The organism is Pararobbsia alpina (assembly GCF_902859895.1).
GTDB classification, from domain to species: Bacteria; Pseudomonadota; Gammaproteobacteria; order Burkholderiales; family Burkholderiaceae; genus Pararobbsia; species Pararobbsia alpina.
In genome coordinates, this window is record NZ_CADIKM010000002.1 from 1 (window position 1) to 25,015 (window position 25,015).

Consider the following 25,015-nt stretch of genomic DNA (forward strand, 5'->3'; position numbering starts at 1 on the left):
CTGCGCGCGTGAAGCGATACAGCCCAACCAGGTGATTCTGCATTCGGATAACGGCGGCCCGATGAAAGGCGCAACGATGCTCGCCACCCTCCAGGCGCTGGGTGTCATGCCGTCGTCGAGTCGCCCGGGCGTGAGCAACGACAACCCTTATTCCGAGTCGCTGTTCAAAACCCTGAAGTACCGGCCCGCTTACCCACTGAAGGCGTTCGATACCCTGTTCGCCGCGCGCACCTGGGTGAGCGCACTGGTGCGCTGGTACAACCATGAACATCGTCACAGCGCGATCCGTTGCGTGACGCCGGCGCAGCGTCATGAGAACCTCGACCAGGACATCCTGGACCGACGTGTGGCGCTCTACGAGACTGCACGGCAGCGTAATCCGCTGCGCTGGAAAGGCCGCACGCGCAACTGGCAGCGAGTACGTGCTGTGCACCTGAACCCGGATCGAAAATTTCCGTCACTGTGTCCTGCCTAACCGCGTGCGTTGCGGAAGCGATCGAGGTACAGACGATTCAGCCGGATAGCTTTGGGTTGTCCGCACTAAAGGAACTTCCGGATCGACGCCAGATTGCGCTTCAGACGACCCGCTACAACAGCCTCATGGATCTTCGCGACCATTAAGTCGTCTTCCGACATGGCAGAACCAGGGCTCACGTCGTTAGCGACCGACTCACCCTCGGCAATGGTCGCGGCGTGAATGGCAGTCTGCTCAATACAACCAACCGGTGTCGCCTTCGGTATCGGCGCGACCGCTTCCGGTTGCGACGAAGTCGCATTTCGGTCGGACGCAACTGCCTTCCGACCGAGAGCGGCCGCGCCGAGTCCTGCGAAATACCAGGCGAAGCAGGCTGTGCCTTCGAGCACGACCACATACGCGAAATCCAGCAGCAGACTCAGTCGCGCTTCGGTCGTACCGAGCCAGTTTGCGACCAGCGAGGTCACAGGATTGGCCCGGCGCGACTCCCGCAGCTCTTCCGCGCGACTGGCCTGGGCGCGCAACCAGTCTTGCTTGGTCTCGCGACGCTTCGCCTCATTCGCCTCGGCATTCAACGCTCCAAGCTGGGCCGAAAGATCCGGGCACGCAAGCCTCGGCGATCGCCCATGCAGCGACGCGCGTCAACATGCGCCAGATCTATACTGACCGTCGCGATGTCCTGCGCGATAGTCGTGTGAGGCTACGACCCGGTAGCGCGTCCACGACCGAAGGCGCCGCGACTACCGGAACGGTTTGCGTCCGCTGATCTGCGGCGTGCTGATGCGCAAACGCGAGAACGTCCACCTGACCCCACAGTACCACGGAGAGTGCGACGAGCCACAGAGCGACCAAAACGATTCGTGCGGACAACGGCACGTACCGCCAGAGCATCGGCGCCAGATGCGCGCAGAGCACCGTCCCCAGGGATGGCGCAACTCTCCAGGCCTGCTCCGGTACTGTACCGGCACGCTTGAGGCCATTCGAACACGGTGATCGGCATAGATAGCAGAGGTAAACAACGCCACCGCCAACGCGATCTTTTGCATTGTGCCCGGCGTAACGACTGCTGAAGTTTCGGTAGTGGTGGTCGGATTACCAACCGGCGAGTTGAGACTGATGTCGCTCATCGTTCAGATCCTTCTCGTGCCAGAATCGCGCGACGAACACGTTTTGTTGAGTCAAATTGCATCCGCAGTGTATCTGCAGCAACCCGTTGAAGATTCCACGCTGACGCCGTTTCGCCCCTACTTCCAACAGCGTGTCGAACGTAGGCACGCACGCGGAACCTGCGCCGCATTCGAATGGCCGCCACGAGCCGATTACAGCCCCCCTGGCGACCTTTGCTCAGCCGTCGCCCACACCAATTGCATCAAAGCCATCACGGCCCTGTTTAACCGTGCTGATCCGCATCAGAGCCGTCACATCTGTACCCGTGTTCTCAAGCGGATCCGCCTGCGTGCGGACCGTCGGATCACCATCGAGCTTCGGCTTCAAACTACGCGGACGCCCTAGCTTTCTTTTCTCCCTAACCTGACTGGTGCCGAACAGATGGCTGCCACCAAGCCGCACTTTCAGGAACTGGTCAGCCTTGGCCATGTAGCAGATGTTGATGCGCAGTGCTTTACGTTTGGCGTCATCATCCCAGCCGATCTCGCCCGTACCGATGCCATGGCCGTACTTCTCATGAAACGCTTTTTCCGCATTGCTGTTCCAGTACTTCCCCTTACCGCCCGTCACCTTCACCCAGTATTTGCCGATCTGTTTTGCGATATACACGTCCCGACACGAATCTGTCGAATAGAAGATCAGCACATGCAAGTGCAGACCAGAATCGTCACCTTGCTCGATCTTCCAAATGTAGTCGACGATGCCCCGCAGCAAGTTGTTCGTACGGCAGTTATTAAAGAACTTCTTGCGATGCTGCTGGATCTCCTCCAGCGCGATGCTGGATCGATATTGCAGTTCATAGCCAAAATGCAGCATCAAAACAAGCTGACGCGCCCTGTTCGCGAATACCTTCTGCTCAATCGCCAGCCCCTTTGCTTCATTACGCTCAGCGTTGCGTCTACGTATCCGGAGCCGCTCACGGAACTGCGGCGACCCGACGATCTCGGCAGCCTTGGCGAGCACGTCATCGAACAGTTGCTGGGGCAGCCTGCCTGTGACGGGATGAGGCACATTGCCATGGAACGGAGCATGGTCAGGATGCAGAGCTTTCACTATTAGCGCCTCACGCAACGCCTCCACATGCGGGCTATAGACGTACCGCTCATCAAAGGCGTAGTGTTGAAAGAAAAAATATACGTCGAAAAAGTACCGCTTGCCTAAGGGCGTCGCAACCGGTACCAGTCTATTCTTGCTGTCACGTTCCCATGTGAAGCCCACCCCGCCCTTGCAGAACTCAACTTCACGCATAAGCGCGTCCATATCAGCCAGCACTGGACCCATCAGATCAAAATCAGGATGCTTCACGACGCCTTCCTTTCCTTCCATTTCCTCCCCCTCGGTATTCCTCACCGAATCGCTGTATTCGCATATCTTGCTGAAATCATCTTCTTCGTACGACATGATTGATCACCTGTTCAAGCTAGTGCAGAGAGCGCAACCGAGTGCTGCTCACTGCTGGTTTGTTCGATTAGTTCATGGTGAGCGCATCACCTTCTCATTGTTTTTCGGTACAACATCACTACTGATGTTCGTTCCTTATTTAAGGGACTTGGAACAACGCATCTGTTGCTCCATGGGAGAATTAAATAGTCGACCAACAAGAAAGCGATCTCTTGCATGCAAATCAACATTCATCAATGACACAAAGCATCTATACCAAAACACCGACCGCACTACTCATTAACAAAAAACGTCTATCGATCTGAACATCTGTCATTGCATTGTTTATTGGTTGTATACCCCCCTACCATCACATCCTCTTTAGTCTATTATTATTTTTAACCCTCCATTTCATAAGACCCATAAATCTTACCCCTCAATATCTCAGCGATTAACGCAATTTCTTCGAATTAAAGTACTGGTCACATCGTAAATTCAACCTCTTTCTTCATATACATACTTGTGACCGGATAAAATAGTCGATATAAACCCTGCCGACCACCAAGCGAACTTGGCGCGGTCAGCATCCGAAAGGTGTTCCCACAACCGGCCTAGACGTGAGATGAAAGCCCGTTATGGTCGTAGATTGTGTTTATCGATCTAACTTGTGTACATTCGATGCAGCTTCTGTCGCCCCCTCTTTCCAATCCTGCTTTGACGCTCTCCGGGTGCACCTTACGCCATGGCGACATGTTTATTCTGGCAGTTGCACTGCTTCGTCAAACCTCCTCTTTTCATTTAATCGCTTCGTTTTCCAATTGCCATACTACCGATGAGCTACGCATCCACCACCGCAATTCAGGCATCTCCCATAACAGATTCACCGTGTCCTGCTTAATTATTCCCGTCAATCCTGCTTTGTTGATTTATAAAAATCCTCCATATCACCGACATTTATTTGACCAGAATTTCGCAATCTTTCGCTTAAATTACCCATTCGGCAATTTCCCGAGATTGACATCCACCGCCTTTTTCGCGCAATAATCGATCATAAAAACGACATTTAAAACTCTGGGGCCAGAAACGAACTATAGAGAAAGAACGAGAATGATCAAGGGCATGAACAAGGCGTTTCTCGACGATCTCCATCTAAACGAATCTCAATCCATCTCGATCCAGTGAATATATTTTTCCTGACTCACGAAAATACAACGGTGTGCGACGACGGATACTTGATCCATTTCCAGAAATCAAAAAACCAAGACGCAATGCCTTGGCTTTTTAGTTAGGTGAGCGAGTACCGTGAATTAAGACGGGGAAAGGAGCTGCGTTATGCTCCACTACTGATCAACTGTTCGAGCGCGTCCGCCTGCCACAGTAACCGGCGGTTCAGTAACTTGATGGGGCGTAACCCAAAGTAGCTACCCGTTTGTGAGTAGCGCTTTCGGATGGACTGCGCGCTCATCGCGAGCGCCATGGCAAGTTCCTCTGTTGTGAGAAACCCACGATCGTCTGCGGCGTCCGCACGTGGATCATTATTCATGTCGACTCCGGTATGTATGGAAATTTAGGTCCGCGCCGCACAAATCCACGCCTCTTACTGAGGATCAATCTTGCGGCACGACACAGAGTCTTAATCAACGTGCGAACGTCCCGCCCTCCCGCCGTATCTGATTTCCAGTCTTTAAGCGGGTTCCCGGGAGACGACACCGGAAGTGGACCGGACGTTGCCGCGGCAACTACCCGTTGGACACAAGCCATGAAAACGAAAATGGAAGAAGGAATCTCGGCTGTCGGTAGCGCTAACCTCGTCATGGGTAGCTACGGCAATCACCAAAAGACCGAGCGTATGATCTGAGTTCAACTGCGGCAGGAGAAATATGCTTGATGCAAAGTCAGCGTCCTCCGCTAGCAGCAACAGGCCCTCCGGGGAAGGAAAGCATGAAGGCTGCGCCATTACCAATAGCTACACGGAAAAAAGTACGTTAGCCGGTAAAATCCGGTCGATTGCGCAACCTTTCAGCCTCCCGCTCCCAGATCGTTCGCCAAGCCTTGAGGGACGCCTGTCTCTCAAATACAGCGTCGAGTAGCACGAGCGAAATGTTCCCTTTGACATGCAGCCAACTCGCAACCACCACGGGGTCCCACATAGCCCCCATCCCCTGAGAACTTTTTCCGACCCGGGCCGATTTGAGACCCGCCGGTGGATCGGACAAAGTTTTTTTCCACCTTTCCTCTCCGCCCTCGGATGCTCCGCGGTGGCGGAATTTATAAAACAAAAGAGCAATTAATTTTGTACCAACGGGCGGCGGATCTGCGGCCTCAACCTTTATTCGAACGTCTTCAGTCGAGACAGGCACGGACGGTTCGACGACGCTTTCGGATGGCGGAGCTGACAATGGCCCACGAGGAATGCCTACGCGATCGAGGAACGCAACCATATCCGTTAGATCGAATCCAACGTCCACAACAAGATGCAAATATCGCGGCGTGTTAACCGGCTGCTGCGGGCATTCTCTTGCGTAATCAGCTGCTGTGAGACCTTGAGTACGCCATCGGTTCCCAAGGCTAATCATTCGAAGGCCCCCACCATTCAAACTAGGAATTTCGGGCTCTGCAGCCATCCTTCGGACATGAAAACTCTTGTCGAATTCTTCCCACTGCCAATACCACTTGGCCTGTTCCCTCAAAAACTCCATGCCATCCTCACGCGCGGCACCAGTAGGAAGCGGATATCCTGTGCCGCCCCGATAATCTAGCCATTGTGGACGTAACGGAGCGCTCGTCATCTGTAGATCGCGATTTAGCAGTGATGCAGCTTTGCTATATCGGGCAGCTTTTTCGCACGGATCTCGCAGCGCGCCAAGATCATCTGGCGTCACCTGCCTCATTCCATCCGGCGTCACTAGCCTTACCCGATCTGGGAGGTTCGTATGATCAGCAATCTCGCACAAGACACGATCTAACGAAACAAACTGCGTGTGCCGATGCACCATTCTTACTCCGGGAAAGCATTAGGTTCGACCACTTCGAGCACAGGAAGTCTTTTACGGACACGGCAGGCAGTCACGTTCGGTCCTCGCTCAAACTAACGCCTGCTTGCTCCAGCATCCATGCTTCGATTTTATCGTGCCACATCCGAAGGAGGTCAAGCGGACGACGTCGATAGTGTTTCACTGCGATCGCAGACGGTTTGTGACCCTGTATCTGGGCCACTACACCGACCGGCACCTCGCACCACTCCGACAATGTGCCGAACGAGCGGCGTAACCCGTGCAGAGTGACATGAGCTAGGTCCTGCGGAAAGTGCCTGGTTATGCGCGATCCGAGGCGCTGCGATCTTGCCCTCCGCGGCGGTCTTGCTTGGGCGAAGGCGACCACTGCTCGCCCTTTTCTGCGAGCCTCGCCGCCTGCCGCTTGTTCGTTGGAGTCTCGTTGAGTCGCTTCAGATTTAACAACAAGCTTGCCAGATAAGGTGTCAGCGAGATAGTCCGGCCACCGGTTCCCTCTACCTTGTCATCGAGGACAAGACTACGCCATCGAAAATCAACATCATCCCATCGGAGCGCCGCCAATTCTTCGCGCTGCGCGCCGGTAATCAGCAGGCCCTGCAAATAAGCGCCAATAACCTGATTGGCGATCGCACGTACACCCGCAAACCATACTTTCAATCGTCCGCATGGCTCGCAGTTCAGCCGCCTCGCGGAGGTCGCAGCAGAATCTGGATGCCGCGGTCCAATGCGTTTCGCCGCTGCGGACCCTGACCCGCGGTGATGTGATCGTTCGGGATGATCTGAACGGTGGCGGGAACCCGAACACTCGACGCACGGATTATGAGTCGGATTCATCTTGCCGTGGCGGTCGCGACCATTGCGCGTATGGCCTATGTAAACGTCCCGGTGCGCTAGGGAAACGCTAATCAATGAGCCTGTCGTCCGCATAACGGACGAGGCAGGTTGCGATTTTCAGATTGGCGAAGGAATTTGACGACACTCGACGTGAGTTTCGCGCGTATTCGGGCCTCACGTCCCGTGTTTTTCACACACATGACGGACTGCTCCCATGAGTCGAGCGCAGCTGATTTTTCGCGATCACCAGGTTCGCCAGCGCGAACAGGCTGAATAGCTGCGCCGTGTTCTTGGCTAGACCCTTGTAGCGGACCTTGCGATGACGAAACAGGTTCTTCACGACATGAAACGGATGCTCAACCCGCGCGCGGATCTGCGCCTTGGTTCGCTCAACCGCGATCACCAGGTCCTTCAGCGGGCCTTCCTGCATCGCCTTGATCTTTCCGCGCTTGGCCGCCACACGCCACTTCACCGGCTTGCCCTTCATCTCGTCGCGTTTGTCCACGCCGAGGTAACCCGCGTCGCCAAAAGCTTCCTCTTTATGCCCGTGAAGCAGGACATGGGCCTGCGACACATCAGACACGTTGGCCGCGGTGCCCACCACGCTATGCACCAGGCCCGAATCGGCGTCGACTCCGATGTGGGCCTTCATCCCGAAGTGCCACTCGTTACCCTTCTTCGTCTGATGCATCTCCGGGTCTCGGCTCTTCTCAGCGTTCTTGGTCGACGGCGGCGCTTCGATGATCGTCGCGTCGACCAGCGTGCCTTCCTTCATCATCAGTCCGCGCTCACACAGCGAGATGCCGATCTCGTCGAACACCTTCCGCGTAAGCTCACGCTCGACCGGCAGACGCCGGAACTTCAACAGCGTGGTCGCATCCGGCGCGTTCTCGACGGCCAGATTGATGCCGGCGAAGGCGCGCATCGCCATGCTGTCGTACAGCGCGTCTTCCAGCCCTTCGTCCGACAAGCCGTACCACTGCTGCAGAAAGTAGATTCGCAGCATCCGTTCCAGGCCAATCGGCGGCCGGCCTCGCTCGCCCTTCGGGTAGTACGGCGCGATGACCGACAGCAGCCGCGACCACGGCACGACCTTCTCCATCTCGGCGAGAAAGCGTTGCCGCTTGGTCACGCGCTTCTTGCCCGCACTTTCCGCTTCCGCGAAACCCATCCGCCGCACAGGTAGCAAATTACATGAGGCAACAACCCCGGCTTGGTAACAAATAACCTGAGTCAATGCGCCGGCCAAGATAGTTGTCGCTGACCGGCCGTGCTTCTTGACGCTGTCTAACCGACACCTGGGATTTCAATCGTGGAAATGAAACAACACCCCAAGCGATGGCATCCAGCACTCGCCGAACTGCGCGCGAAGATCAATGAAGACGTAGTTGCTGTGAACCAGCTGAAGAAACAATACGGATGGGACCGGGCTCACCCCGATAAGATTTATCCACATCGCGTGAATCACGTCTCAGCGACATGGGAGCGTTTCTGCGACGCTGGACAGATTCTGATTGCGACCCACCGCAGGTCGGTTGCACGTTTGTCCTTGGGAAGCTACGAGCGAGGGCTCGCCCTGCTCAATGCCATCTGCCACGCGACAGAAAAACGCGGCTACGTCGTAAGCATGGTAGATAGCGAGGAAAGGTTGAGGTTGTCGCGGGATGGTGCTCATGTTGAGTTACGGATCGCCGAAAAAGTGACCCGAGGGCATCGCGCTCGTCCGAATAATCTTGGTCAGGCTTGGGACCCAGTGCGAACACTCACCCCGACTGGGCGGCTCGTATTGACCGTCGAACAGCAAGGTGCCGGGCAAGCGGAATTAGTGGATCAGCCGGGTAAGTGGCTGGAGGACCAACCCACGGAGATTCTGGCGGCTGTCGCCCGCCAGCACCAAAGGTCGCTAGCGCATGTTGCCGAGCGAGCGCAATGGAAGCGCGAAAGCGAGGAGACGGCAATCAGGAGGCGAGAACACGAGTTGAAGGCCCGAGAAGCCCAACGAAAAGGCGAAGTGGAAGCGCAACGCCGTCTTGCACTTATTTCTGAAGTCGAGGACTGGCATCGAGCTGTGCTGATCCGCGCCTACCTGTCCATGCTGGACAACCGGTTAGCTGATGGAAGCTATGCGATAGCCGGCTATGAGCAGTGGCGGGAGTGGGCTCGCAGGGTTGCCGATGACCTCGATCGAAGCAACCAACGGGTTAGCATGGGACAGGCAGCCCCGCCTTCGCCGGAAAACCCCACCCGCTAAGATTTGGATCGAGATGGTTTTAGACGGACCAAATCCGGTTACATGCCGGTTACATGGCACCCGAAAATGAAAAAGGTTGCACGAAAATTACCTGTAACCCTTTGATTTGATTGGTGGAGAGGAGGAGGATCGAACTCCCGACCTTCGCATTGCGAACGCGACGCTCTCCCAGCTGAGCTACCCCCCCAACGAGTCAAGATTCTAGCACAGCCAAATCCCCCTCCCGCAAGAGGCTGGCGTCACTTCGCCGGTGCACCCGCGAGGATCCAGGTGACCACCGTCCGGATGTCGGCATCGCTCATGCCAGGATGTGAAGGCATCGGAATCGGCCCCCAAACGCCCGAACCGCCATTCTTGACGACCTTCTCGAGCCGTGCGCCCGCGCCCGGGTCGTTCTTGTACTTGGCAGCGATGTCCGCATAAGCCGGCCCGATCAGCTTCTGAGTGGCCGAATGGCAACTCGCGCACGCATTGGCTTTGTAAATCGCCTGCGCAGCGGCCGCATTAACGGCCGCCTGCGCACTTTGCATCGGTACTACCGCGCCGCCCACGGCAAACATCGCCGCAATCATCAAAGCGCGAACCCCGTATTTCTTTTCCTTCGTCATCTAATCTCTCACAGACTCTCTATTGATCTCTTACACAAACAAGCTATTGCACTGCCTTATTTGGATTACCCGGCTGGACCGGCGATGCGTTCTTCACAGGCGCCGGTGCCTGACTGTCGATCGACTGCGACGTCACGCCGCTGTCCGGCACGGCCCCGGTCGTCACGCCATCGTCAGCCGCCGGCACTGTAGCAGGTGCGCCGTCCGTCGGTGCAGCAGTGGCGGGCGCGCCGCTCGCCGCGGCGTTCTGATCTCCGCCCAGCGACAGACGCTGCGCATCGGCCGGCGAGATGTACTGGAATACCTTGACCACCTGCACGACACCAGTCACGCGGCTCGCGGCATCGGCACCCTTGTCGCCCTCGGACTGGGTCACGAGCCCCATCAAATAGACCTTGCCCCCCTCAGTCACGACCTTGAAATAGTTCGAACCCAGATCCTTCTCGGTAAACAACGCAGCCTTCACCTTGCTCGTGATGTAAGCATCCGACGAACGCCCGCTGAAAGAACTCGGCGGTCCGATGGTCAGTTCGTTGATGATGCCGTGCACGTTATCGATGTTGCGCACGATCGCTTCGGCCTTGCGTTTGTCCCCTTCGGTCGGCACTTCACCGGTCAACAGCACGCGACGGTTGAATACGGTCACGTCCATATGGGCGTCGTCGGGCATGTCGCCGATAAACGTGGACTGGGTCTTGGCCTGGATCTCGCGATCCTCGGTCTGCGAGCCGACTGAACGCCGGTCGGTCGCGACCAACGCGCCACCGCCCGCCGCGCCGACGACGAGTAACGGGCATCCCTGCAGGCAGGCGCACAAACTGGCGGTGAGCGCGGCGGTGCAGAGCGCTTTGGTCAAGCGGGTAGCGGTCATCGGGTCGCTCTCCTCGAAAGGATCATGTAAAAGGTCATTCTTCGCCAAGCAGCATCGCATCGATGCCGTCGCACAGACAATGAAGGATCAACAGATGGACTTCCTGGATGCGCGCGGTCCGCTCGGACGGCACGCAGATATGAATGTCCGTGTCGTACAGTTCGTCGTTCATCTTGCCGCCACCCTTGCCAGTCATCGCGACAACGGTCATCTCGCGCTCATGAGCCTCGCGGATCGCAGCGAGCACGTTCGCGGAATTGCCCGATGTCGTGATCGCGAGCAGCGCGTCGCCGGGCTGGCCCAGGCCACGCACTTGGCGCGCGAAGATTTCGTCGAAGTGATAGTCGTTGCCGACAGCGGTCAGGATGGAGGTATCGGTGGTCAACGCAATCGCACCAAGACTCGGGCGCTCGCGTTCGAAACGGCCGATCAGTTCGGCCGCAAAATGCTGGGCATCGGCCGCGGAGCCGCCATTGCCGCAGGCAAGCACTTTGCCATTGTTGGCAAGCGAGCCAAACAGCACGTCGATCGCTGCGGCAATCGGCACGGCGAGGGTCTCGACGGCTTCGAGCTTGACTGCGATGCTATCCCTGAAATGCTGCTGAATTCGTTCAATCGACATCGGTTTCACCCACTTCCGACGCGGCTCGCACCGCGCCGAACGGCCCGCTTTCTCGCCGCAAGACGAAGGTCGACAAAGGGACGCAGAGCTCTATAAGAAGAAGTTGCGAGTGTACCGCACTCGTTGCTGCATTCGATGCGCGAGACGCACAAGGGTTCCATCGGCAAACGCCGCGGAGCAATAGGCTCGCCTGGTCTCCGACCGGGCTCATCACCCGACTACAACGTCGCATCGAACGCGTTGGGCACCCACTCGATGCGTCCGTCCTCGAATGCAACAACATCGAAGCGGCATCGCGGCGGACGATTCTGATAACGCAACAGAAAGCTTCGCGCGGCAAGCTGGACGCGTGCCCGCTTGTGGGCGTCGATCGATCCAAGCGCGCCACCAAATCGCGAACTGCGTCGCGCACGAACCTCGACGAAGATCAGCATCCCAGCCTCGTCACGCATCACGAGGTCAATCTCGCCAAAGCGGTAGCGGACATTGCGCGCAATACAATGCAGTCCGCGTGCTTCGAGATACTCGCAAGCGGTGTCTTCATAACGGCGGCCTGCATCGATCGACATCTTCGTTCTCCATGGCCTGCGATGCGCGTGGCACAATTCCATGGGCCGCGACGCGGCCCCAGCCTCCAGGACCCCGCCGTGCCCGACCTGTTCGACCTCGCCCGCCAGCAGCATTACCCCGAAGCCGCGCTCTTCGTCGTTGCGACGCCGATCGGCAATCTTGCCGACATCACGCTGCGCGCCCTGCACGTGCTGACGATCGTCGACCGTATCGCCGCGGAAGACACACGCAACACCCAGCAGATGCTCACGCGTTACGGCATCGAAAAGCCCACGCTCGCGGTCCATGAACACAACGAACGCGAGGCCGCCGAGCGGGTGATCGAATACCTGCGCGCAGGCGAACGCCTTGCCTATGTGTCGGATGCCGGGACGCCCGGCGTCTCCGATCCAGGCTCGCGGCTCGTCGAAGCCGTGCGCGCGGCCGGACTTGTAGTGGTACCGATCCCGGGCGCAAGTGCGCTCGTCACGGCGCTCTCGGTCGCGGGTGCGTGGGCCAGCAGCTTTACGTTTATTGGCTTTCTGCCTGCGAAAGCCCGACAACGAAGCGATGCACTGCAGGCACTTGCGGCTTCGCCCCATGCGCTCGTGTTCTATGAGGCACCACACCGGGTCGTCGATACCGTCGCTGCGCTCGCCGAAACGCTCGGCGGCGATCGCAAGCTCCTGATTGCACGGGAGCTTACGAAGTTACATGAGGCGCTTCACGTATGCACCCTGGCCGAAGGGCCAATCTTTCTGAGAGCCGATCCGAACCGTCAGCGCGGTGAATTTGTATTGGTCGTTGAAGGACACACGGTCTCGGATGACGGCGCAACAAACGCGCACGATGCAACGCTCAAGGCGCTGCTCGATGCCCTGCCGGTCAGCGCCGCCGTCAAGCTTGCGGTCACGCTGACCGGCGCGCCGCGCAACGAGTTGTATGCGCGCGCCCTGGTGCTCAAAGGCGAGTCAAACGAAGACGGCGAACAAGCCGACGGTTGATTGGCCTTTACCGATACGGATGGCAAGTCGGTATTCCAACGCAAAAAGGCCGCTGCCCGGGAGGGCAGCGGCCTTTGGAATTCATCGCCAGAAGTCCGAAAGGCGCTCGCAACGAGCGCCCGATCACCCTATCGCGAAGCCAGCGACTCGGTCTGCGCAGCGAGCGCTTCGGTGCCTTCGGTGTTTGACAAGCCTTGCAGCTTCACCGCGCCAGTACCGGCGCGCTGCATGCCGAGAGCCAGTGCCGCGGCACGCGACAAGTCGATGATCCGGCCACGAAAGTACGGGCCGCGGTCGTTGATCTTGACCACGACCGATTTGCCATTCTTGACGTTGGTAACGCGAACGTAAGACGACATCGGCAAGGTCCGGTGAGCGGCCGTCATGGCGTCCATGTCATAGCGCTCGCCGCTCGCGGTCTTGCGGCCGTTGAAGCGTGGACCGTACCAGGAAGCGCGGCCATTCTGGGCAAAGGTCGAAACATCCGGGGAGGCACTCAGCGGCTTGCCATCAAGCGTGCTCGGCGGATCGTTCGCAGGGGGCAACGCCTCGGCAACAGAAGTGAAGGTCGATCCGATGTCCGCACTGGGCACATTGCTTGCCCGCGCGTTCGACGTGGCGAACATGACGGGGTGGTCGTGGGTCGCGCTGGCCTGGTCGATGCCGTTGGGCGGGGTTACGCAAGCCACCAGGGCGAAGGAACCCGTGAGGGCCAGCAGACGCCAGCGCAGACGTGCCCGGAGGCGCGACGTGGCGGCGCGCAACTGCTCCAGACGGCGATGCTTGAAGTGAAGCTTCATAGACGTGTCAATCAACGATAGGCGAGCCTCTGCAACAGCAACGTCGTTCGCAGGGACTCAAAGGCGCACGAAAACGGTGACCCCGGCCCGGCTCACGCCGTGCTTCAAGGTGCCTGTAGAGCACTCACCGACAATCGTCGACGGCCTTCCGGCCGAGCTTTGCCTAATTAATTTCACGTCTGGCAGCCACTCTCCTAGCGGCACAACCAGACACCCATACGTTGTCGCCTGACATCGCCGTACCGCAATGGGGCACGCACGACCGAGCAGTCCTGGTCACCACACGGCGACCGAAGATGCGACAACTTTTAGGCTCCGACCGGTTGTTCTTTGGCGAACGCGGCAATTGGGCCGCCCGGAAGGAACGTGTTACATCGAAAATCGATGCTTGGTATTGCCTTGCCCGAGGATTCTGAGTCCCGCGTGACACGACAAAATTTTGAAAAGCCATAAGGCTTTTGAAGGGCCGCCCCGAACATGCGACCTATGGTCGACTGTTGGGCCCAGCAGACTTGCTCAATTAGTGTGCAAGTGAGACGCCATTATACCCAATAACAAAAAACGTGCTGCGTACGCAAAATTGCCGCAGCCGGTAACAGTTTCGAGCATGTCCTGCTCAACGGTCGATGAATCGCTTCCACCTCAGCACGCTTCGAGTACACCGGCCCCCGCTCGAAACGCTCGGGAAATTGCTGCCCGAGGATCGAACCGCCGGTTGACGGCACGCAAATGCGCGGGCATTCCCGTCAGGTAGCAGCGGCCGATCCAGTCGCCACGCGCCTCGACATAGAGGATCGCGACGATCTCGCACTCGTGGATGAGGGCAATGCCACAACGGCCGTTGAATGCCATCAATTCGGCCCCTAAGTTGCGGTCGCTCGCTGCGGCGAGGCGGTCGGCAAGCATCGCACATGAGGTGCGGATGCCGAACTCGTCCGCCGTATGCTCATCCGGCAAGGCCATCACCGCTTGCGCATCCTTGGCCATGAGCCTGATGCAGGCCCCGGCCGCCACATGCTCATCCGGCAAGGCCATCACCACCTGCGCGTCCTCGGCCATGAGCCCGATGAAAGCCTCCTTGTCCTGGCTTTCGATCGCATCACGCAGGCGTTCGAGGAGATGTTGCGGGACATCCGCCCGACCCGACCGAGGCTGTCGTCCCGCATCGATGCCGCGCAGGCGCGCTTTCGCGCGATGGACAATCTGCCGACATCCCGGGGCGGTCTTCGCAAGCACGAGGCCGATTTCGGAATACCCGCAGTCAAACGCCTCATGCAAGACAAGTGCTGCGCGCTCCTCGGGCGATAACCGTTCAAGCAACAACAGCAGGCCGTATGAAAGCTCGGACGTCCGCGATACAACTGCCTCGGCCGAGGGCGCAAATTCCTCCAGCCAGGGCTCCGGCCAAAATGTTGCAGCCTGACCTACACTTTCGAGCTGGAGGCGTCGCAAGCGATCGATCGACAAACGCGTGGCCACGGTCGTCAGCCACGCAGCCGGTATTCGAACCTCGGACAGATCGGCCGCGTGCCACTTCAGATACGTTTCCTGCACGACATCTTCAGCTTCGGCCCGGCTGCCCAGCATTCGGTATGCGATCGACAGCAGGCGCCGTCTCGAATCTTCAAACGCTGCCTGCTTCGTGTCATCAAGGTTGGCTTCAACGCCACCGTCCTCGCCACCGTCAGTTGCACCTTCCTTGTTGCTATGAGCCTCGCCACCTTTGGCGACCGTCTTGTTGTTAAGTCCTTCCGACATAGGTGCTCTCCGGGACCATTGATTTCACAGTAGACGAACCAAAACGGCCAGGTGTGACAGTTTGTGCCAGATTCTTTCAGGCCTTGACATTCATGCGGATACGGCGTCCGGCTGGCATAGCCCAATGCTGGAACGTCGACTCGCCGTTCCAAATGTCACGCCAGAGCGTCTTCGTTCGTCAAGCTCGCAGGTTCACGAAAGACAACGTGATCCCAAGCAACGCTCGACACGAAACGCCCATACGAGACACCCATGCGACCCACCCTGCACTCACCCGCCTATCCCTTCCCATACGGGTCGGACACCGCACCCCGTTTATCATCGCCAGACAACCTCGGCCTCATTCCCACCGTCATCGAGCAATCGGGTCGCGGCGAGCGAGCCTATGACATCTACTCTCGCCTGCTACGCGAACGCATCATCTTCCTGGTCGGGCCGGTCACCGAGCAGACGGCGAATGTGATCGTCGCCCAGTTGCTATTCCTCGAATCGGAGAATCCCGAGAAGGATATCTCGCTCTACATCAACTCGCCGGGCGGCTCGGTCTACGACGGGCTCGCAATCTACGACACGATGCAGTTCATCAAGCCGAACGTCTCGACGCTCTGCACGGGTTTCGCCGCAAGCATGGGCAGCTTCCTGCTAGCGGCCGGGCATAAGGGCAAGCGCTTCGCGCTGCCGAATGCGCGGATCATGATTCATCAGCCATCAGGCGGCTCGCAGGGGCCCGCCGCGGATGTCGAGATCCAGGCGCGCGAAGTCCTGTTTCTGCGCGAACGCCTCAACACGATGCTGGCCGAACGCACGAGCAAAACGGTCGCGCAGATCGAACTGGACACCGATCGCGACAACTTCATGTCGGCGGCAGGGGCCAAGGAATATGGATTGATCGACGACGTGCTGACAGTGCGCGCGTGAAGCTTTTCGGTCCGCGCCGCTACAATGCCGCTTTGCATACCGAGCTGTCAGGCCCGTCGCGATCCTCGCGTGCGCGGCTTGCCGGCTCCTGTCATGGCGGTGGATATCCGGATGAGTGTCGAGATCTATGTCAGCACCGATGTCGAAGCGGATGGCCCGATTCCGGGTCCGCACTCGATGCTGAGCTTCGCGTCGGCCGCGTACACGGCCGACAAACAGTTGATCGCCACCTTCAGCGCGAATCTCGAAACGCTGCCCGGGGCGAGCGCCCATCCGATCCAGGAAGCCTGGTGGAAGACGCAGCCCGACGCGTGGGCGGCCTGCCGGCTCAATCTCCAGGCGCCCGAGACGGCGTTGCCGGCCTATGTCGCCTGGGTCGAAAAGCTGCCGGGCAAGCCGGTGTTCGTCGCCTATCCGGCCGGATTCGATTTCACGTATATGTTCTGGTACATGATGCGCTTTGCGCAGCGCTGCCCGTTCTCGTGGTCGGCGCTCGACATCAAGACGCTCGCGTTCGCGATGACGGGGCTGCCCTATCGCAAGAGCATCAAGCCGCGCCTGCCCGCAAGCTGGTTCGATCCGCATCCGCACACGCATGTCGCCCTCGACGATGCGATCGAACAGGGGGCGTTGTTCTGCAATATGCTGGCCGAACTCCGCAAACGCGAAGCCCGTCTTGCCGCGTTCGACGCTCAATCGCCGCCGGCAGCCGACGAGCAATCCGCCTAGGTTCAACTCAAACCTGTTCAGGCACGGCCGACGCTTTCCCGGATGCGCTCTCGAGCGCACGGCCGATCGCGGTATCCACCACATCGAGATAAGCCGTCTCGCTAAAGCGCGATCTCGCGACTTCTCGGCCCTGCAGCGCGAGCTCGCGTGCCATCTCCGGATCGCGGCGCAGGTTCTCGAGCGCCCGGCTCAACGCGGGTGCATCGCCGGGTGGTGTCAGCAAACCCGTCATATGGTCGTCGATGATCTCCGTCACGCCACCCGCCCGCGCGGCGATCACGGGTTTGCCGGCGAGCATGCCCTCGACCACGACTCGTCCGAACGGCTCGGGCGCGACGGAGGCATGCACGATCACGTCCATCGCCGCCATCCAGCCGGGGATGTCGTGCTGGAATCCCACAAAATGCACACGAGACTGCAATCCATGCCGCGCGACCCACTCGCGCAGCTCGGCCTCATAGGCATCCTCGCCGAACAGCGCCGCGCCGACCAGCACGACATGCACCTCGGGCAGCCGGGTCGGCCGTTCCGTCGATCGGTTGCCGCGGTCGCCCACGCCGCCGAACGCGCGCCGCTGGAGTGCACCGTGTTCGCCAAGCAGCAATTGCGCGACCGCCTCGAGCAGCACGTGCTGGCCTTTCCAGTGTGCGAGCCGACTGAACTGTCCGACACACCACGCATCCGTCGGTACACCGATCGCCGCGCGCAGGGCCCGGCGTTGCGTATTGACGGTCAAGTCGAAAGGTACTGGGTCGATGCCGTTATAAGCGAGTTCGAGCGGCAGGTTGTGTCTCGCGGTCAGCGTCCGCAGCGCATCGGCGACGGCCTCCGAGTTGACGATCGTCACGTTTGCGAGCGGCGTCAGCATGCGTACGACGTGCAACTGAAAGGGTCCGAAATGATCGCGGCTCAGGATGTCGTGGAGAAACCAGACCACGGGTCTGCGCACGAAAAGCTTCGCTAGCGTACCGAGTACAAAGGCCTTCTGCGTGTTCAGATAGATCAGGTCGTAACCGCGCGCGAGCCTTGCGAGCGCACGGATCTGCCTGAGAACCGGAAAGCTCGCGCGAAGCGCCAAGATCACGGCACCGGTCTTGCGCACGCTGGACACACGCGCATCGGCAAGCAAATGGACTGTGACGCCCGCGGCTTCGAGTTTCTCGCGAAAGGGGCCGTCCTGAAGCAGGACGACCGCACTGCGCTCCCGGTGCCGAACCGCGACGGGCAGCAATGCGAGTTCGCCCCCACCCAGTTCGCCGCTTTGATCGACAAACAGGATTCGCGCACGTGTCATCGTGATTGGCATTCGTGCAGGCTCCTATCTTCCCGACGATTCGAATGAAGGGTCCGCGCGCTGACTCGCGCGTGCGGCCAGCGATGCTCGATAAATGTCGAGGTATTCATGGTGCATGCGCTCGACGCTGAGCCGTTCGATGCCGACGCGCGCCCGCTGGCGCCAGGTCTCTCGCAGCACCGCATCGTCGAGCAGCGAAACCAGAGCCTCGGCCAGCGCGGCCGGATTGTCCGGGGCGACGAGCTGGCCGGCCTTGCCTCCATCGAGCGCCGCGAACGAACCGCCCGAGCGGACCGCGACGATTGCGCAGCCGGCCTCGCGCGCCTCGTTGAGCACCACGGGCCATGCGTCATGAGCCGCCGCAAGCGCGAACACATCGGCCTCGGCGAAATACCCACGCGGATCCGGCACGAAGCCCTCGAAATGCACACGCCCGGCGATGCGCAGTGAAGCGGCCAGCTCTTCGAGCCGGGCGCGATCCGATCCATCGCCGATCAGGTAGAGATGGGCATCAGGATGCGTGGCGAGCGTCAACGCAAACGCCGGCATGAGTTCGAAGGCGCCTTTACGTTCGACGAGTCCCGCGACTGTCACGACGTTCGGATGTTCGAGCACGACAGGTGCCGGGGGCGCTGCGAAACGCCGCGAGCCGGCTGTGCCGCTTGCGACCACACGGATCCGATCGGCCGGTATGCCACGGCGAATCAGGGGTGCGATGTCCTCGAGATTCATCACGACCACCACATCGCCAGCGCCCATTGCGCGTGACGACTTCTGATATTCGTCCTGCACGGTGACGATCAATGCATAGTCGCCCCCCATCGCGGCCAGCCGCGCCACCACGGCGCCCGTGAGCATGTGAGCGTGCACGATCTCGGGCTGCGCGCGCGCGAGCACGGTCCTGAAGCGCGCCAGCATGGCCGGTAGCGCAAACACGTTCTTGCGCTGAACCAGCCGGATATGGACAACCCGGTGCGCTGCGAGCAGTGACTCGTAATGTCCGCCGCTCGAAGCGACGGCCACGTGATGACCTTCGTCGGCCTGCACGCAGGCGAGATCGACCATCGCGTTGACAGCGCCCGAGCCGATCGTGTCAGCGTGGTTCGCGAGGTGGAGGATTTTCACTTGGTCTGACCCGCCCATTTGAGCAGAGTCGGCGCGACACGCTCGAGACCGAGGTGCGCGAGCATGCGGACGCCGGGCGACGAATGCCACGACCAGACCGCGCTCGCCAGTGTCAGCGCCGCGCCCATCGAAAGTACTGTGGCAAGGCCGACGCGATCGGCAAACGATTCAGCAAGCACGACCGACACCAGAAGGAAGCCGAGATGCACCACCGTCTCGAACAGCATGGTCTGCGCGCGAATCTTTGCCATCCGCGACAGCACGAGGTATTCGATCGCCGAGCGCAGGGTGACCACGACGGCAGCGCCGAAAATTCCGAAAAAATGAATACCCAGCCAGAGGGCGCCAGCGACGAGCGGCAGGGTCGCGAGTGAAACGCGCGTCGACGAGGCCGGATGGCCCTGTGCCTGGATCAGGATCCGTGCAAGCGCGGCCTGTCCGACAAACCAGACTCCGACGATCAGGATGCGACCGAGCGGCAGCGAAGCCGTGGCAAGCGCCGAGCCGACCCACATGTGCAGGAACGGCCCGAGCAGAAACATGACCGCAACGCAAAGCGGCGTGAGCACGCCGTTCATGAATGAGAGGCTTTCGCGCGCAACCTTGTCCGCGCCTTCCCGCTCGAGCGCGGAGAAACGCGGAAACAGTGTCCGGTGCAGCGCGACCTGGAGCAGTTGGAGTTTGCTCACGAGGTTCTGCGGCACCGTGTAGTAGGTAACAAAACGCGCGCCAAGCATGGCGCCGACCATCGCGCGGTCGAGCGAGTCGGCAATGCCGTTCGCGGCGCCGCCGACTATCACCCAGCTGCCGTAGCCGAGCAGGCTTTTGACGAGGGTCCATTCAGGCCGAAGCACGCGGCGCAGATCCAGGATGCGGATCACGGCGATGCCGAGCATCGTCCCGGCGATCAGGCGTGCGATCACCGCGGTGCCGACCACCGTCGGCAAGTCAGCGCCGAACAGCAAGGCCGCACCGATCGGCAACAGCTGGAACATGAACGTACCGATGGTCTGGTTCGTATTGAATACGCCAAAGCGTTCGGCACCGTTGATCGCGCCCGCGCAGACCCACGAGACGTTGGCAATCGGCACGGCCAGCGCGAGCCAGGGTACCGTGCGCATGACTTCGAGCTTGAGCGGGGTGTCCGCATGGCCGAGATGCGCATACAGCGCTCCTGCGGCGAGTACGAAAGCGCCGCCCACCACCCCGGTCAGCAGGTTCAGCCAGAAGGCGCTCCAGAACAGACGGCCGCGCAGCGCGGTGTCGCCGCTCGCGCAGGCTTTCGAAATCTGGTTCTCGGTGGCGACGCTCATGCCGAAGTCGACCACGCTGAAATAGCCGATGACGGTCCAGACAAGCGCGACAACGCCGTACCGCTCGACACCCAGTAAATGGATATAGGTCGGTACGGTCGCGAGCGAAATAAACGTCGGCAGGATGAGTCCCGCAAAATTGATCGCGACGTTCTTGAGTATCGCCTTTTCCATGTAGTCGCGTGCCTAGTGTGCCTTGGGGGACTAATGTGGAGGGCCGCCGGGAGTCCAGCGGTACAAGATGACTTTGCCCAGGGAGTCTTCCTCGACGAACACGAGGTACTCGCCATTGGCTCGGCGATAGGCTGTCATTGCCATCGGCACGTCGATATAGCCGCTGTGGCCACCGACTTCGGGTCCGGGGCGCATCGCGCCGACCGGACCACCATGGTTTGCATCGTAGACCCTAACCTGGGCAGTCGCCCGTTCGACAACGAACAGATAGTCACCTTCTTGTGCGATTCCCTCGACCGGCTCCGCTTTTGTCCCCCAGCTGTCGACCCGGATCTGGAAACGCAGAGTCCGTTTCGTGCTCCACTGGTCGTAGCGCGCGATCACCTTGCCCGATTCGTTCCAGTCGAGCTTGTTCCAGGGATATTCGGCGGTCGAGCCGCTCAGGAACATCGTATCGGTCTCGGGCACGTAGACGATCCGCTGGATCCTGGTGAACGGCGCGGGCATCGGAAATGTTTCGGCATGCGCATAGTCGTAGCGCGGATTGCCGATTCGATCGAGGCCCTGTACCCGGTAGCGACGCACACCGCGGTCGATAAAACCTTCCCAGACGTCGCCGTGCAGGTCGACATACCAGCAGGTCGCATCGTCGGCAGGCACACCGGTGCCCTGTACTTCGTTCCGGTTGACGCGGCCATTGCCGTTGGCATCGCGCCACATCCATTCGCCTCGGTCCGGTCGCTCGGGCGGCCAGGCGATCGTGCGGGCACCGATCAGCCCCGCCGGAATCGCTGTTTCGCCCTCGCGTGCGGGATCGAAACGGTAGATCTTGAGCATGTCCGAGAACATGTCGGTAAAAAACACGAAGGGCTTGCCCTCGATGCGACGAACCATCGGCATGCCACGCTGGCTGCGGCTCGCGTGAAAGATCGCATCGTCCGGATAGCGGAAGCGGTTGACCGTAAAGCCGGCCGTACGCCATTCGCTACCCGGCGCCGATTTGCTCAGGTCAAGCGTGAAATGCCAGTTGCCCGTATAGACGGACAGCGTGTTGCCATCCTTCGACACGCTGCCGCGATCGACATCGGCGCCGTCGACGAACAACAGGCCATCGAGGCGGAACAGTCGACGTCCATCGGGTGCGTAGCCCTCGATTACCGCGCCATCACCGACGCCACCGTTGTCCTTGCCGATCGTCCGCGGACCGCGGCCGTTCATCGCGACGTAGATATTGCCGCGCGCATCCGCGGCGACGCCGGTCAGGCCGTTGAAGCGCAAGGGTCCGGGCGTACCGGGTGGGAACGATCGACCCCGCGTGCCTCGCAATGGGTCAATAGCGTTCGGTGTGCTCGCTGACTTCGGTTCGCTTGTTGACTTCGGTTCGCTCGTTGACTTCGATGCACTCGTTGACTTCGGTGTACTTGATGATTCCGATGCACGCGGCGCAAGGTCGGTACCGGCCGCTCCGGACGCAGCCGGCCCACGCGACGCGTCGCCGTAGATGCCCCCCTCCTCGCCGAGTGTGCCGTCTGCGTGCAAGCCGCTCGCCCCTCCACTACCCGGAGCGAAGATCAGTATCTGCTGGCGCGGTCCGTTGTCGGCCACGAGCAGGCGATTCCGCGAATCGAATGCAAGCGACACGGCAACCGTATCCGCGGGCAGCGTCACCGTGTCGGGCAATAGCGCACCGGTCGCGGAGAAATGAGCGAGACGCGGCTTCGCGGACTGAAAGTCGACGATCGCCCACAAGCTGCCGTCGGGTGCAAGCGCCAGCGCCCCGGGCCCTTCGACCGCCCAGCTCGGGCCAGGCCGCATGGTCATCGCGTCATAGCTGCGGATCTGATGGCCGAACTGATCGGCCACATAAAGTGTGCGCTCGTTGACCGCGAGTCCTCGAATCGAAGCATCGTCCTTCTCCCCGACATCCCCAACGAGCAGGAAGCTGCGTTGGGTCGGGGTCGTCAGATTGCCGCGTCCGCCAGCAAACGGCGCACCTGCTGCGATGTCGCTGCGGCGTCGGCGCGTCACGCCGAACCATTGACGCCCCTTGTCGGGATAGTCGCCGCGGCCGACCAGCCCTCCACCTTCATTGCCGATGCTCATGCCCGCATAGACATATTTGTCGTTCACGGCGATCGCGTCGCCGCCGGAATTGCCCCAGCCATGCGTCGCCCAGCCGTAGATTGCACGGCCGTTACGCCAGGCGGCAAGCTCGCCGCCGCCCTCATCCCATGGCGTATTGCTCGGCAGCGTGCCATCGGGCGTGGCCGTAATTGCCTCGACAGCGATCGGCACCCACTGACGATTGCCGCCACTATCTGCCGCACCCCCATAGGTATTGCCGATCCAGGTGGTCCGGTAGTTGAGCACGCTCGCACCATCAGCGGTCAATACCGAGAATGCGACGGCTGCGACCAGCATCACGCGAAGGCGCGGCCAGACATGTCGGCATCGAGCGGGAGCGTCAAGCAGGGGAAACCTCATCAGAATGCATGCACGGGCGATTGAACATTATCGAATGGCTGCCGGCCCACGTTCTGTGCGGCTGCGAACCGAGTCCGAGGGTGTGAACGACTAGCATCGGGTCTGGATCAGGATGGCGTGTTGCCACGGACGTGTCACACAGAGCTTTGAGGCGACAGGTCTGCCATGGATGTGTAACCAAGCGTCTTACGACTTGTAATTTCCGGCTCGTGTTTGACAAGCCTTTGTCGAAGCCCCCCCCACCCGACACTCCGGCCTGCGGATGACTTCGACGCAACCGCTGCTTCGCCTGAGCCCTTCTCTGCAGGAACGCGCAGGTACCGCCCCCGCGGCGCCAAGGGAGTCGCCCCTTTGAAAATTGCAATCGTTCATGACTGGCTGGTCACCTATGCGGGCGCGGAGCGCGTGCTCGAGCAGATCCTCACCTGCTATCCCGATGCGGATCTGTTCAGTGTCGTGGACTTCCTTGGCGACCGGGGCTTCGTGCGCGGCAAGACGGCGAAGACGACGTTCATCCAGCGCCTGCCCTTCGCCAAGACACGCTATCGCGGCTACCTGCCGCTGATGCCGCTCGCGATCGAGCAGCTCGACCTGTCGTCGTACGATCTCATCATCTCGAGCTCGCATGCGGTCGCCAAGGGCGTGCTCACGGGACCCGACCAGCTGCATATCAGCTATGTGCATTCGCCGATCCGCTATGCGTGGGATCTTCAGCATCAGTATCTGCGCGAAGCGAATCTCCTGCACGGACCCAAGGCATGGATCGCGCGTGCAATCCTGCATTACATGCGCAACTGGGATGCACGCACCGGCAACGGTGTCGACCACTTTCTCTGCAATTCGCATTTCATCGCGCGCCGCATCAACAAGATCTATCGTCGCACCGCGACCGTGATTCCGCCGTCGGTCGACTTCGAAGGATTCACACTGTGCAACGACAAGGAATCGTTTTACCTGACGGCGTCGCGCATGGTTCCGTACAAGCGGATAGACCTGCTTGTGCAAGCCTTCGCGACGATGCCCGACAAGCGCCTGATCCTGATCGGGGACGGTCCGGAGATGCCACGCATCCGCGCCCTTGCAACGCCGAACGTGACCTTGCTCGGCTACCAGCCTTTCGAAGTCCTCCGTGATCATCTGCAGCGCGCACGCGCGTTCCTGTTCGCTGCGAAGGAGGACTTCGGCATCGCGCCGCTCGAGGCGCAAGCCTGCGGCACGCCGGTGATCGCCTATGGCATGGGCGGTGCACTCGAGACGGTCCGCAGCGGCGCGGTGCGGCCGACGGGTCTGTTCTTCGAAGAGCAGACCGTCGAGTCGATCGTCGATGCCGTGCAGCGCTTTGAAGCCGTGCAGCTTGGCGACACGCCTCGCTTCCTGCCGGCCGATTGCCGAGCACAGGCAGAGCGTTATTCGCCAAGCGCGTTTCGCGCCGCATTCAAGGCCTTTGTCGGCGAGAAGATCGCCAGCCGCCGGATGCAGATCGAACGCGAGGAATTCGGCATGCCCGAACCGGTGATGGCTGTCGAACACAAAAGCACGGCCAACGTGCCGGGCTGAATCCAAAAGATGCTTCGCTAGATACACTCATGCACCGCTCTTGCCGGGCATTGTGCTTTTTGCTACCTACTTTTCGAGCAGACACTGA

At 60.1% G+C, this 25,015-nt stretch carries 20 protein-coding genes, 1 tRNA gene and 2 pseudogenes; 6 read left to right on the forward strand and 17 right to left on the reverse strand.

The genetic code is table 11. From position 1 onward, the window contains the following. A partial coding sequence (locus HV670_RS02185) for an integrase core domain-containing protein (protein ID WP_217478351.1) occupies nt 1-475 on the forward strand: 475 nt, incomplete at its 5' end. A gap of 65 nt (nt 476-540) precedes the next feature. On the opposite strand, the gene HV670_RS02190 is transcribed toward HV670_RS02185, so the two are convergent. From HV670_RS02190 to HV670_RS02215, 6 genes and pseudogenes are all read right to left on the reverse strand, one after another. Further along, nucleotides 541-1,050, reverse strand: a complete 510-nt coding sequence (locus HV670_RS02190) for a hypothetical protein (protein ID WP_175103014.1) — start codon at nt 1,048-1,050, stop codon at nt 541-543. A 769-nt stretch (nt 1,051-1,819) separates the two neighbouring features. Beyond that, on the reverse strand, nt 1,820-3,043 hold the full coding sequence (locus HV670_RS02195) for an inovirus-type Gp2 protein (RefSeq protein WP_175103015.1): 1,224 nt from the start codon (nt 3,041-3,043) through the stop codon (nt 1,820-1,822). A gap of 1,309 nt (nt 3,044-4,352) precedes the next feature. Next, a complete protein-coding gene (locus HV670_RS02200) occupies nt 4,353-4,565 on the reverse strand; it encodes a DNA-binding protein (RefSeq protein WP_175103016.1) in 213 nt (70 codons plus the stop codon). A 442-nt stretch (nt 4,566-5,007) separates the two neighbouring features. Then, nucleotides 5,008-6,018 (reverse strand): hypothetical protein, encoded by a 1,011-nt coding sequence (locus HV670_RS02205; RefSeq protein WP_175103017.1) that lies wholly within the window; start codon nt 6,016-6,018, stop codon nt 5,008-5,010. A gap of 70 nt (nt 6,019-6,088) precedes the next feature. Continuing rightward, nucleotides 6,089-6,696: pseudogene (locus HV670_RS02210) on the reverse strand (site-specific integrase); the annotation flags it as partial. A gap of 364 nt (nt 6,697-7,060) precedes the next feature. After that, nucleotides 7,061-8,041, reverse strand: a complete 981-nt coding sequence (locus tag HV670_RS02215) for an IS5 family transposase (protein ID WP_175103018.1) — start codon at nt 8,039-8,041, stop codon at nt 7,061-7,063. 141 nt (nt 8,042-8,182) lie between these two features. On the opposite strand from HV670_RS02215, the gene HV670_RS02220 reads away from it, so the two are divergent. Beyond that, nucleotides 8,183-9,121, forward strand: coding sequence for a hypothetical protein (locus HV670_RS02220; RefSeq protein ID WP_175103019.1), 939 nt, complete (start codon nt 8,183-8,185; stop codon nt 9,119-9,121). Nucleotides 9,122-9,232: 111 nt separating this feature from the next. On the opposite strand, the gene HV670_RS02225 is transcribed toward HV670_RS02220, so the two are convergent. The 5 genes from HV670_RS02225 to HV670_RS02245 form a co-directional block, all read right to left on the reverse strand. Further along, nucleotides 9,233-9,308: transfer RNA gene (locus HV670_RS02225), tRNA-Ala, on the reverse strand. Nucleotides 9,309-9,360: 52 nt separating this feature from the next. Then, the gene (locus tag HV670_RS02230; RefSeq protein ID WP_175103020.1) at nt 9,361-9,729 is read right to left on the reverse strand and encodes a c-type cytochrome; all 369 of its coding nucleotides are present in this window, start codon (nt 9,727-9,729) and stop codon (nt 9,361-9,363) included. 43 nt (nt 9,730-9,772) lie between these two features. Next, complete coding sequence (locus HV670_RS02235; protein ID WP_175103021.1) at nt 9,773-10,600, reverse strand: BON domain-containing protein; 828 nt, start codon at nt 10,598-10,600, stop codon at nt 9,773-9,775. A gap of 34 nt (nt 10,601-10,634) precedes the next feature. Next, on the reverse strand, nt 10,635-11,222 hold the full coding sequence (locus HV670_RS02240; RefSeq protein ID WP_175103022.1) for a phosphoheptose isomerase: 588 nt from the start codon (nt 11,220-11,222) through the stop codon (nt 10,635-10,637). A 218-nt stretch (nt 11,223-11,440) separates the two neighbouring features. Beyond that, complete coding sequence (locus HV670_RS02245) at nt 11,441-11,791, reverse strand: YraN family protein (RefSeq protein ID WP_175103023.1); 351 nt, start codon at nt 11,789-11,791, stop codon at nt 11,441-11,443. Nucleotides 11,792-11,869: 78 nt separating this feature from the next. Between HV670_RS02245 and rsmI the strand changes: the two genes are divergently transcribed. After that, the gene (rsmI, locus tag HV670_RS02250; RefSeq protein WP_175103024.1) at nt 11,870-12,775 is read left to right on the forward strand and encodes a 16S rRNA (cytidine(1402)-2'-O)-methyltransferase; all 906 of its coding nucleotides are present in this window, start codon (nt 11,870-11,872) and stop codon (nt 12,773-12,775) included. Between the two features lie 128 nt (nt 12,776-12,903). On the opposite strand, the gene HV670_RS02255 is transcribed toward rsmI, so the two are convergent. Continuing rightward, a complete protein-coding gene (locus tag HV670_RS02255) occupies nt 12,904-13,575 on the reverse strand; it encodes a septal ring lytic transglycosylase RlpA family protein (protein ID WP_246256926.1) in 672 nt (223 codons plus the stop codon). A gap of 642 nt (nt 13,576-14,217) precedes the next feature. Further along, nucleotides 14,218-15,333, reverse strand: a complete 1,116-nt coding sequence (locus tag HV670_RS02260) for a sigma-70 family RNA polymerase sigma factor (protein ID WP_175103025.1) — start codon at nt 15,331-15,333, stop codon at nt 14,218-14,220. Between the two features lie 252 nt (nt 15,334-15,585). Here HV670_RS02260 and clpP point away from each other — a divergent pair, with 252 nt between their 5' ends. Together clpP and HV670_RS02270 are read left to right on the forward strand one after the other, a co-directional pair. Next, complete coding sequence (clpP, locus tag HV670_RS02265) at nt 15,586-16,251, forward strand: ATP-dependent Clp endopeptidase proteolytic subunit ClpP (RefSeq protein WP_175103026.1); 666 nt, start codon at nt 15,586-15,588, stop codon at nt 16,249-16,251. Between the two features lie 111 nt (nt 16,252-16,362). Continuing rightward, nucleotides 16,363-16,980: a 3'-5' exonuclease family protein gene (locus HV670_RS02270; protein ID WP_175103027.1), complete on the forward strand. Its 618-nt coding sequence runs from the start codon at nt 16,363-16,365 to the stop codon at nt 16,978-16,980. 7 nt (nt 16,981-16,987) lie between these two features. Here the strand turns inward: HV670_RS02270 and HV670_RS02275 are convergent, their stop codons facing one another. The 4 genes from HV670_RS02275 to HV670_RS02290 are packed head-to-tail and all read right to left on the reverse strand — an operon-like array spanning nt 16,988 to nt 23,310. Next, nucleotides 16,988-18,286 carry a glycosyltransferase family 4 protein gene (locus HV670_RS02275; RefSeq protein WP_175103028.1) on the reverse strand — a complete coding sequence of 433 codons (1,299 nt, stop codon included), beginning with the start codon at nt 18,284-18,286 and terminating at the stop codon, nt 16,988-16,990. A 12-nt stretch (nt 18,287-18,298) separates the two neighbouring features. Next, nucleotides 18,299-19,399: a glycosyltransferase gene (locus HV670_RS02280; protein ID WP_175103029.1), complete on the reverse strand. Its 1,101-nt coding sequence runs from the start codon at nt 19,397-19,399 to the stop codon at nt 18,299-18,301. Then, a complete protein-coding gene (locus tag HV670_RS02285; protein WP_175103030.1) occupies nt 19,396-20,886 on the reverse strand; it encodes a flippase in 1,491 nt (496 codons plus the stop codon). The genes HV670_RS02280 and HV670_RS02285 overlap by 4 nt, the downstream gene beginning before the upstream one ends. A 30-nt stretch (nt 20,887-20,916) precedes the next feature. Further along, a complete protein-coding gene (locus HV670_RS02290) occupies nt 20,917-23,310 on the reverse strand; it encodes an NHL repeat-containing protein (protein ID WP_175103031.1) in 2,394 nt (797 codons plus the stop codon). Nucleotides 23,311-23,583: 273 nt separating this feature from the next. On the opposite strand from HV670_RS02290, the pseudogene HV670_RS02295 reads away from it, so the two are divergent. After that, nucleotides 23,584-24,813, forward strand: a pseudogene (locus HV670_RS02295) (glycosyltransferase family 4 protein); the annotation flags it as partial. Nucleotides 24,814-25,015 lie beyond the last annotated feature (202 nt).